The sequence below is a fragment of the Streptomyces sp. TRM68416 genome (assembly GCF_014596915.1).
GTDB lineage: Bacteria > Actinomycetota > Actinomycetes > Streptomycetales > Streptomycetaceae > Streptomyces.
On the sequence record NZ_JACVWU010000032.1, the window covers coordinates 90509 to 99885 of the forward strand.

General features: G+C 70.1%; 9 protein-coding genes. 8 read left to right on the forward strand and 1 reads right to left on the reverse strand.

The genetic code is table 11. The features are described from left to right. The first annotated feature begins 1 nt into the window (after position 1). Genes ICC28_RS35850 through ICC28_RS35860 form a run of 3 tightly spaced genes read left to right on the forward strand, consistent with a single transcriptional unit; the run spans position 2 to position 2250 of the window. The gene (locus tag ICC28_RS35850; protein WP_188293006.1) at positions 2–787 is read left to right on the forward strand and encodes an alpha/beta fold hydrolase; all 786 of its coding nucleotides are present in this window, start codon (positions 2–4) and stop codon (positions 785–787) included. Next, a complete protein-coding gene (locus ICC28_RS35855) occupies positions 784–1260 on the forward strand; it encodes a GlcG/HbpS family heme-binding protein (RefSeq protein ID WP_188293007.1) in 477 nt (158 codons plus the stop codon). The genes ICC28_RS35850 and ICC28_RS35855 overlap by 4 nt, the downstream gene beginning before the upstream one ends. A 3-nt stretch (positions 1261–1263) precedes the next feature. Continuing rightward, positions 1264–2250, forward strand: a complete 987-nt coding sequence (locus ICC28_RS35860; protein WP_188293008.1) for a methionine synthase II (cobalamin-independent)-like protein — start codon at positions 1264–1266, stop codon at positions 2248–2250. An 80-nt stretch (positions 2251–2330) separates the two neighbouring features. Here the strand turns inward: ICC28_RS35860 and ICC28_RS35865 are convergent, their stop codons facing one another. Further along, entirely contained in the window at positions 2331–2618 is a 288-nt protein-coding gene (locus ICC28_RS35865; protein WP_188293009.1) for a putative quinol monooxygenase, read from the reverse strand. Between the two features lie 136 nt (positions 2619–2754). On the opposite strand from ICC28_RS35865, the gene ICC28_RS35870 reads away from it, so the two are divergent. From ICC28_RS35870 to ICC28_RS35890, 5 genes are all read left to right on the forward strand, one after another. After that, entirely contained in the window at positions 2755–4221 is a 1467-nt protein-coding gene (locus ICC28_RS35870; protein WP_188293010.1) for an aldehyde dehydrogenase family protein, read from the forward strand. Continuing rightward, positions 4214–5422: an L-2-hydroxyglutarate oxidase gene (gene lhgO / locus ICC28_RS35875; protein WP_188293011.1), complete on the forward strand. Its 1209-nt coding sequence runs from the start codon at positions 4214–4216 to the stop codon at positions 5420–5422. Before ICC28_RS35870 ends, lhgO begins: the two co-directional genes overlap by 8 nt. Before the next feature lie 126 nt (positions 5423–5548). Then, positions 5549–6409 carry an amidohydrolase family protein gene (locus ICC28_RS35880; RefSeq protein WP_188293012.1) on the forward strand — a complete coding sequence of 287 codons (861 nt, stop codon included), beginning with the start codon at positions 5549–5551 and terminating at the stop codon, positions 6407–6409. A 14-nt stretch (positions 6410–6423) separates the two neighbouring features. Further along, positions 6424–8133, forward strand: coding sequence for a thiamine pyrophosphate-dependent enzyme (locus ICC28_RS35885; RefSeq protein WP_188293013.1), 1710 nt, complete (start codon positions 6424–6426; stop codon positions 8131–8133). Between the two features lie 16 nt (positions 8134–8149). Beyond that, positions 8150–9208, forward strand: coding sequence for an Ldh family oxidoreductase (locus ICC28_RS35890; protein WP_188293014.1), 1059 nt, complete (start codon positions 8150–8152; stop codon positions 9206–9208). The last annotated feature ends 169 nt before the right edge of the window (positions 9209–9377 follow it).

Consider the following 9377-nt stretch of genomic DNA (forward strand, 5'->3'; position numbering starts at 1 on the left):
CATGCCTATTGCCGACTCCGACGGCACCTCCATCTACTACGAGCGCCACGGCAGCGGTCCGGCGATCCTGTTCGTGCACGGCAGCGGCGGACACCACGCCGCCTGGTGGCAGCAGGTCGCCGCACTCCGCGACGAGTTCACGGTCGTCACCATCGATCTGCGCGGCTTCGGCAAGTCCGACTCGTCGATGCCCGAGTTCGACGGCCAGGACTTCCCCGGCGATGTCGTCGCCGTCCTGGACCAGGAGGACCTGACCGATGTCATGCTCGTCGGCCAGTCCATCGGCTCCGTCGCCGCCCTGCGTGCCGGACTGCTGCGCCCCGAGCGGGTCTCCTCGGTCGTCCTCGGCCATTCCCTGGGCGGCGTCAGCCACCCGGAGCTGAAGGAACTCGCCGCCGCCGACCGGGCCGAGGCCGTCAAGCTGCCCGTCATCGACCGGCTGCTGACCAAGCCGTTCCAGACCGAGCGCGCCGATCTCACCTTCCTGTTCCAGCAGATGGGCACGTTCAACGTCGCGAAGATGCAGGACCTGCGCAACCTCGACACCAACGGGCCCTCCCTGGAGGAGATCCAGGCCTCGGGCGTGAAGGTCGCCTTCCTCGCCGGCGAGAAGGACGCGGTGCTCAGCGTGAAGACCGTGACCCGCGCCCATGAACTGCTGACCGGCTCGCACCTGGAGATCGTCGAGGGCGCCCCGCACTCCATGTACTGGGAGACCCCGCAGAAGTACAACGCGGCCGTCGCCCATCTGCGCCGCACCCTGACCGCACCGAAGGAAGCCGCATGACCACCCTGACCCTGGACGCCGCCGAGGAGATCATCGACGCCGCCCACAAGCGCGCCCAGTCGATCGGCAAGGCGGTGAGCGTGGCCGTGGTGGACGCCGGCGGCTTCCCCATCGCCATCCGCCGCCCCGACGGCGCCCGTCCGCTCACCCCGGACATCGCCCGCGCCAAGGCCTACACCGCCGCCGTCATGCAGCGCCCCGGCAAGATGCTGAAGAAGTGGCAGGAGAGCCAGCCGGTCTTCTTCTCCCAGCTCTCCCAGCTCCCCGGCGCCGCCATGCCCATCATGGCCACCGAGGGCAGCGTCACCATCAAGAAGGACGGCGAGATCATCGGCGGCCTCGGCATCGCCGGCGGCACCGCCGACGAGGATCATCAGATCGCCGAGGACGTCCTCCAATCCCTCGGCTACGAGCTGGAGTTCGCCGCCTGGGGCGTCGCGGGCAAGCCGGCCTCGTCCGGAAAGGACGCGTGAACCATGGCGGACACCTTCAACTACCGGATCGACCACCACGGCAGCCTGGTCCGCCCCGTCGACCTCGAAGCGATCGGCGCACAGCAGGCCGTCGAGGACGCGGTGGTCTTCCAGCGCAAGCTCCGCTCCACGGTCGTCACCGACGGTGACCTCCCGCGGGAGGACTTCCGCAGCGCGATTCTTGACGGGGTGTCAGGACTCCGTCGTACGGACGAGATCAGCCCCGACGGACTGGTCCGCTGGGTCGCCGAGGCACTGCCCAAGGCCAACGGTCCGCTGGTCGCGGAGTGGGCGGAGAAGCTCGCCGAACTGACGGTGATCGCCCCCAAGGTGTCGCTGCCGTCCCCGGCCTACCTCGCGGCCACCACGTTCCGGCCCGGTCTCGGTGTGAGCTCCGCCCGTGAACTGGGCGAGGCACTCGCGGAGATCATCCAGGCGGAGATCGCGCTGCTGGTGTCCAGGGGCGTTCGGCTCATCCAGCTCAACAACCCCCTCCTGCTGGGCCAGTTGGGCGGCGGCACGGGCGTGCTGTCCTTCGAGGACGCACTGGCCGTCGAAGCGCTCGCCGTACGGCTGGACGAGCGCCCCGAGGGCGTCCGCATCGGAGTCTGCCCCGGATGGGAGGCGCCCGCCGAGGTGGACCGCGCCGCGGCCGAGCACCTCTACGCCGAGGTCCCCGCGGACCGCTGGATCTTGCCGCTGCTCCAGGGCAGCGAGGCCGAACTCGACCTGGTCAGGGCGTTGCCGGAGGACCGGGACGTGTGCCTGGGCGTGGCCGACGCGACCGTGCCCGCTCTGGAGGACCTCGACGCGGTGCTGGCCCGTATCGACGCGGTGGGCGAGCTCAAGGACCTGGAGGACGCGGCCCTGTCGCCGTCCCGCGGGTTCGCCGACGTGGCGAACCGGCCCCTGCTGAGCGCCGAGGAGCAGCGCAAGAAGCTCGTGCTCGTGGAGACTCTCGCCCGCTATGTGTGGGGCAACGAGTTCTGAGCAGTGGGCGAGGGGGCCGGGCGGTCAGGGCCCGACCCCCTCGTTCTTTGTGACGCCTTGAGCAAGGCATCACAAAGAGCTCAGAGAACGTCGGCGAAGGTCACCGAACGGTCTGTGAGCAGGGGCCACACCGTCTCGACGATCAGCTCCTTGAAGTGCTCGGCGACCTTGTGCGCCTCGAAGCCGGCCTGATCGGCGTACTGCTCGTACAGCACGAAACTGCCGGGCTCACCGGCCTCCGCGTGCACCTCGTACGCGAGGTTCGCGGGCTCGGCACGGGTGTGCTCGCGCACCTTCAGCAGCGCGGCGCGCACCGCGGCCTCGTCGGCGGGGTCGCAGTGGTAGCGGGCGATGACGGCGTAGGACATCGGTGTTCTCCTCATGATTCGTCCAGCCCGCCGATTCCAACATGAATGCCCTGATGAGCGGCTCGCACGGAGCGCAACCAATGTCTGCCGCCCCGGAGCTGGTCCCATCACTACCCAGTGAGGTGTCGTGAACGGCATGCGTACTCTGGAAACCCTCTTGGGCGGGGAGTGGGTGACGACGGGCGAGTGGATCGACGTCCACGACCCGGCCGACGTCCGTGCCCCCATCGCCCGCATCCCCGCCCTCACCGCCAAGGACGTCACCAGCGCCTACGACCACGCCGAGCGCGCCTTCGCCGTCTGGAAGCGCACCAGCCCCTTCGAGCGGGCCCGGATCTTCACCGACGCGGCCCGACTGATCCGGGAGCGCGTGGCGGAGATCGCCGCCGACGTCACCGCCGAGAACGGCAAGACGCTGACCGAGGCCACCGGCGAGACGCTCAAGGCCGCCGACTTCCTGGAGTACTACGCCGGTCTCGCCCGCCAGGGCTACGGCACGCTCCTGCACGACGTACGCCCCAACCACCGCGTCCACACCCAGCGCGAGCCCATCGGCACGATCCTCGTGATCAGCCCCTGGAACGACCCGCTGATCACCCCGGCCCGCAAGCTCGCCCCCCTGCTCGCGGCGGGCAACACGGCGGTGTTCAAGCCGGCCACCGAGACACCGTTGTCGGGCCTGCACTTCGCCCGGGCCCTCCACGACGCGGGTCTGCCGGCCGGTGTCCTGAACGTTGTCACGGGCCGGACGTCCGAGCTGGAGGAAGCCCTCCTCGACGACCCGCGGATCGTCGGCATCACCTTCACCGGCTCCAACGCCGTCGGTAACCGCATCCGCCGCCGCCTCGCCGACCGCAACGTCCGCTTCCAGGGCGAACTCGGCGGCAAGAACGCCTCGGTCGTCCTGAGGGACGCCGACCTCCCGGCCGCCGCGAAGGCGGTCGTCGCCGCCTCCTTCGGCCAGGCCGGTCAGCGGTGCACCGCCACCAGCCGGGTCATCGTCGAGCAGCCGGTGTACGAGGAGTTCACCCGGCTGCTGGTCCTGGAGGTCGAGAAGCTCAAGGTCGGCCCCGGCACCGACCCGGCGACGACCCTGTGCCCGCTGTCGAGCCCGAAGCAGCGCGACAGCGTGCTCGCCGATCTCGCCAGGGCGATCCAGCAGGGCGCGGTCGTCCTCACGGGCGGTGACACCGACACCGAGGGTGAGCGTGCGCACGGCTGCTATGTCCAGCCGACCGTCCTCGCCGAGGTCACCCCCGAGACGGCGATCTGGCGCGAGGAGGTCTTCGGCCCGGTCGTCGCGGTCCGCGCGGTCGACGATTTCGACGCGGCGGTCGACGCGGTCAACGACTCCGACTTCGGGCTCGCGGCCGCCGTCTTCACCCGCGACCTGGGCAACGCCTACCGCTTCGCCGACGAGGCCGAGTGCGGCCAGATCGCCGTCAACACGACCACCCCCGGCTGGGACGTCCACCTCCCCTTCGGCGGCTTCCGCGATTCCGGCACGGCGTACAAGGAGCAGGGCGACGAGGTGCTCCGCTTCTCCACCCGGGTCAAGACGGTGGCGATCAACATCGGCGCCCCGGAGCGGGCCCGTGGCTGACGAGACCATCGGCATCGTCGGCGCGGGCATTGTCGGCCTGGCCTCCGGCCGGGACATCGCCCTCCGTCGCCCCGGCACCCGGGTCGTGGTCCTGGAGAAGGAACAGGACGTCGCCGTCCACCAGACCGGCCACAACTCGGGCGTCGTCCACGCCGGGATCTACTACGCGCCGGGCAGCCTCAAGGCCGACCTGTGCGTGCGGGGCGTGTCGATGCTCCGCGAGTACTGCCAGGAACGCTCCTTGCCGTACGACGAGATCGGCAAGCTCGTCATGGCCGTACGCGAGGACGAGCTCGGCCGGATGGAGAACCTCTACGAGCGGGCCAAGAACAACCACGTGCCCGACCTGCGCAAGGTCTCCAAGGACGAGATCAAGGAGATCGAGCCCAACGCCGGCGGCATCGCGGCCCTGCACTCGCCCCGCACCGCGATCACCGACTACAAGGCGATCGCCCGGGAGTTCGCCAAGGACATCGAGGCCTCCGGCGGCGAGGTACGGATCGGCTCCCCGGTCACCTCGATCACGAATGTGCCGGGCGGCATCGAGGTCGCCTCCGGTCAGGAACGGGTCCGCGTCGACCGGCTGATCCTCTGCGCGGGCCTCCAGTCGGACGCCGTCGCCAAGCTCGCCCGGGACAAGCAGGAGCCGAAGATCATCCCGTTCCGGGGCGAGTACATGCTCCTCAAGCCGGACCGCACGCATCTCGTACGCGGCCTCGTCTACCCGGTTCCGGATCCGAGGTACCCCTTCCTCGGCGTGCACTTCACCCCGCGCGTCGACGGCTCGGTCGAGGTCGGTCCCAACGCCGTCCTGGCCCTGGCCAGGGAGGGCTACACCCTGGGGAAGATCTCCCCGAGGGACCTCCTGGGCATCGCCGCCTACCCCGGTACCTGGCGGATGGCGGCCCAGCACTGGCGTACCGGCATCAAGGAGTACCGCGGCGCCCTGTCCGCGGCGGCCTTCATGCGGGACGCGGGGCTGTACGTCCCGGGCGTCGGCGTCCAGGACGTCGTCCGCGGAGGTGCGGGTGTACGCGCCCAGGCGCTGGACCGCGACGGCACGCTCGTCGACGACTTCCGCATCCACAGCGCCGGCCGTGTCACCGCCGTGCGCAACGCGCCCTCGCCCGCCGCGACGGCCTCCATGGCGATCGCCGAGCACGTCGTCGACGCGGTCTTCGGCGACGGCGCCGCAACCTGAAGATGCCCTGCTGAGAGGGCACTTGAGCGCAACAAGTGCTTGCGCTCCCGGGGGCTCCGCAGGGACTCGGAATCCGCCTAGCGTTCCACCCGCACAACCCCTCCTTCGAAGAGAAAGAGTCCGACGATGTTCGTTGTCGACACGCAGATCCACATCTGGCTGGAAGAGTCCGCGGACCGCCCCTGGGTGCCCGGGGCGCGGGAGCGCATCCGCCTCAACGGCCACCGCGAGGACCCCTTCTCGTACGAGGAGGCGCTGGAGCTGATGGACGAGGCCGGCGTGAACCGTGCGCTGATCCTGCCGCCGTCCTGGGAGGGCGACCGCATCGACTACGCCCTGGAGGCGTGTGAGGCGCACCCGGACCGCTTCGGCATCATGGCCCGCGTCCCGCAGAACAAGCCCGAAGAGGGCAAGGCGATGCTCAAGGACTTCGCGCAGAACCCGCATGTGAAGGGCACGCGCCTGACCTTCCACCGGCCGCAGGACCGCAACTGGATGATCGACGGCACCAACGACTGGTATTGGCCGATCGCCGAGGAGCTCGGCATCCCGACGATGGTCCACGCGCCCGTCTGGAAGCGGGAGTTGGGCGAGATCGCCGCCAAGCACCCCGAGCTGAAGATCATCATCGACCACATGGGCATCATGGCCCGCTGTGTCGATGACGCGATCGGCTACTGGGTCCAGGAGACCGCCGACCTGGCCGTCCACCCCAACATCTACGTCAAGGTCTCGGCGCTGCCGGGCTACTCGACGCAGCCCTTCCCGAACAACAACATCCAGAAGTACGTGCGCGAGATGGTCGACAAGATGGGCCCGCAGCGCTGCTTCTACGGCACCGACATCACCCGGCTGCTCGGACACGGCATCACCTACACCGACACGATCGAGCAGTTCACCAAGCACTGGGACTTCACGCCCGAGGAGCTTGAATGGATCATGGGCCGCGGTATCTCCGAGGTCCTGAACTGGCCGATCGAGGGCTGAAGGAACCACGAGAGATGAACGACACCCCCAACACACCGGGCGCCGACGGCGGAGACGCTCTCGTGACCGCCTTCAACGCCGTCGGCGCCGACTACCTCTTCTGCTCCTCGGGGTCCGAATGGGCCCCGGTGTGGGAGTCGCTCGCCCGGCGCCACCGGGACGGGCTGCCCTGCCCCGAGTACCTGGACCTGACCCATGAGACCGTCGCGGTCGGCATGGCAACCGGATACGGCCTAATCAAGCGCCGCCCGCAGGGTGTGCTCCTGCACGCGGCCCCCGGCCTGCTGCAGGGCTCGATGGCCGTCCACGGCGCGCTCCTGGCGGGCGTCCCGATGGTGGTCAGCTCCTCGGAGTCGACCACGTACGGCGATGGCCCCGGCCAGGACCCGGGCGGCCAGTGGTACCGCAACCTGTCGATCGTGGGCGGGCCGCACCAGATCGCCCAGCCGTTCACCAAGTGGTCCAACGAGGCCGCCAGTGTCCACACCCTGCCCACGATGGTGGCCCGCGCGGCGGAACTGGCCTGGCGGGCCCCGGCGGGACCGGCGTACCTCAACATCCCGCTGGAGATCCTTCTGGAGGACTGGGACGGCCGTGAGGCCAAGCCCATCGTGGCGCCCGGCTCCACGCACAGCTCGCCGGAAGAGGTCGACCCGGTCGCGCAGATGATCCGGGAGGCCCGCAACCCCGTGATCGTGACGGAGACGGCAGGTCGTGAGGCGGGCGGCTTCGAGGCTCTCGTCGCCTTCGCCGAGGCCTGGAACATCCCGGTCGTCGAGCCCGACTCGGCGGTCTGCGGCAACTTCCCGCGCACCCACCCGCTGCACGCCGGCAGCGACATCGGCCCGTGGATGGACGAGGCGGACCTCATTCTCCTCGTGAACTGCCGGGCTCCGTTCTACCCGCCGTCGCGCAAGCCCTCGAAGGCGCGGGTCGTCGTGATCGATGAGGTGCCGCAGCGGCCGCATGTGGTCTACCAAGTCCTATACGCAGACAGGTACTTGGAGGGCAACGTCGCCAACAGCCTGCGCCAGCTGGCCAAGCGGGCGAAGGACCTCGACGAGGGGGCCGTGGCTCTTCGCCGGGCGGCTCAGGACGAGCGGCATGCCGCCGAACAGGCCGCCATCGCCGCCGCCGAGACCAAGGCCGCCGATGCCGAGGGCGTCGCCCCGGTGCTGGTCGCCGCGACCCTGCGCAGGCTGCTCGACGGGCAGGACGGAATCGTCGTCGACGAGACCATCACCCACAGCCGGATCGTGAAGCGGCACGTCCAGACCGACGCCCCCGACTCGTACTTCTACGTACAGGGCGGACTCGGCCAGGGCCTCGCGGTCGCGCTCGGCGTCAAACTCGCCGCGCGGGAACGGCCGGTGGTGCTCACGATCGGCGACGGCGCGTTCGCGTACAACCCGGTCATCCAGTCGTACGACGCGTCCAAGGCGTACGAACTCCCGGTGCTGATCGTGGTGTTCAACAACCGCGTCTACAAGTCGATGAACCTCAACCACCGCAGGTTCTACCCCGAAGGCGCCGCCGCCGAGACGGGGGAGTGGCTCGGCACCGACCTGCACCGCCTGCCCCGACTGGCCGCGTTCGCCGAGCCGTTCGGCATGCTCACCGAGACCGTCGACACCCCGGACGCACTCACCCCCGCGCTGGAGCGCGCCCTCAAGGCCGTCGCCGAGGGAACCACCGCAGTCGTCGACGTCCTCGTCACCCGCTGACTCAGGAGACCCCCCAATGTCCAACGCACCTTCGAAGGTCCTGGTCCCCGCAGACGACCTGCGCACCCTCGCCGCCGCCCTCCTGGAGAAAGGCGGCCTGAGCCCAGAGCACGCCCGGACCACCGCCGACGTGTTCGTCTGGGCCGCCCTGCGCGGCGTCGACTCCCACGGCACCGCACGCGTCCCTGCCTACCTGGAACTGCTCGCCAAGGGCGTCGCCAACGCGAGCCCCGACATCAAGATCGAGTCGACGACCCCGGCGGCGGCCGTCGTGGACGCTGACCGAGCCCCCGGCCCCGTGGCGCTGAGCGCCGCCGCCGACGAGGCCGTACGCCGAGCCCATACGACCGGCATTGCCTCCGTCGGCGTACGCCGGACCGTGCACACCGGCGCCATCGGCTACTACGTCTCGAAGATCGCCGAACAGGGCCTGGTCGGGCTCGGGTTCGTCGCCGGCATGCCCAACATGGGCTACACCGGCGTCAAGGGCGCCGCCGTCGCGACCAGCCCCCTCGCCATCGCCGTACCGGCCACCGAACGCGACCCGCTGCTCCTCGACATGGCCACCGCCACCATCGCCCTCGGCAAGATCCGCCAGGCGAAGGCGAGCGGCACCCCGCTGCCCGAGGGCGCCGCGGCCACCGAGGACGGCACCCCGACCACCGACCCGGAACAGGCGGTCATGCCACTGCCGCTCGGCGGCGCCAAGGGGTCCGGCATGTCACTGGCGTTCGAGCTGCTGACCAGCGTGCTGGTCGGGGCGCCGATCTTCGCGTCGTTCCACTCGGACGACCCACAGGGCCGCAAGCACCGCCAGAACGCCCTGCTCATCGCCATCGACCCGGCGGCCTTCGGTGACGCGGACGCCTTCACCGCGGCCGTCGACACCACCCTCGCCACCCTGAAGGGCCTGCCCGCCGCGGACGGTGCCGAGGGCGTGTTCTACCCGGGCGAGCGCAGCGCCGCCGTGGCGGCCGCGCGAGGCGAGCGGGGAGTGCCGGTCGCGCCGAAGGTGTGGCGTGAACTGACCGAGAGCGCAGCCAAGTTGGGGGTCACTCCGCCGACGGTCGCGTAGTTCGCGTCATGGGTCGCCAGTTGTTCCGGGAGACGGCTGGCGACCGTTTCGTCCTTCAGCGTTGTTTCCCCTCTGACCGGCGTACGAGGCGCGCTCCTGGGCGACTATGGGCCAGGAGCCGGGTAGCCGGGCGGCGACTGGGCGAATGCCCTAAGGTCCGCGCGCTAGT